Below are 674 nucleotides of genomic sequence, written 5' to 3' on the forward strand. Positions count from 1 at the left end.
AAGCCGCGAGGTGGAGCTAATCTCACAAAGCTCGTCGTAGTCCGGATTGGAGTCTGCAACTCGACTCCATGAAGTCGGAATCGCTAGTAATCGTGGATCAGAATGCCACGGTGAATACGTTCCCGGGCCTTGTACACACCGCCCGTCACACCATGGGAGTGGGCTGCAAAAGAAGTGGGTAGCTTAACCTTCGGGGGGGCGCTCACCACTTTGTGGTTCATGACTGGGGTGAAGTCGTAACAAGGTAGCYCTAGGGGAACCTGGGGCTGGATCACCTCCTTACCTATACGACTAACTTAATGTTTGGTCGAAAAATGCTCCTGCATTTTCGACATTCGGTACATCCGTGTACCTTTTGAGTGTTCACACAGATTTGCTTGATAGAAGAAAGAGTAAAAGATAGACCTAGTTAAATAGGTTTATCAAAGATGGGTCTGTAGCTCAGCTGGTTAGAGCGCACCCCTGATAAGGGTGAGGTCGGTGGTTCAAGTCCACTCTGACCCACCAAATCTTCGTTCTCCTTTGTTAAATTAACACTCGTTTAGTGAACTAAACGTCGCGTTAATTTGCCGCGGATAACTCGATTTGGCAAACCAATCCTTTTAGAGGTTTGGAACATCTTACTTACTCGCACTGCATGTAAATGGGGCTATAGCTCAGCTGGGAGAGCGCCT

Annotated in this window: 1 tRNA gene and 1 rRNA gene; both read left to right on the forward strand. The window is 48.4% G+C overall.

The window, feature by feature from the left end:
• Positions 1 to 282, forward strand: a 16S ribosomal RNA gene (locus tag L5M40_RS22525); the annotation flags it as partial.
• A 148-nt stretch (positions 283 to 430) separates the two neighbouring features.
• Positions 431 to 507: transfer RNA gene (locus tag L5M40_RS22530), tRNA-Ile, on the forward strand.
• The last annotated feature ends 167 nt before the right edge of the window (positions 508 to 674 follow it).

The sequence above is a fragment of the Shewanella sp. SM68 genome, assembly GCF_025653925.1.
GTDB classification, from domain to species: domain Bacteria; phylum Pseudomonadota; class Gammaproteobacteria; order Enterobacterales; family Shewanellaceae; genus Shewanella; species Shewanella oncorhynchi.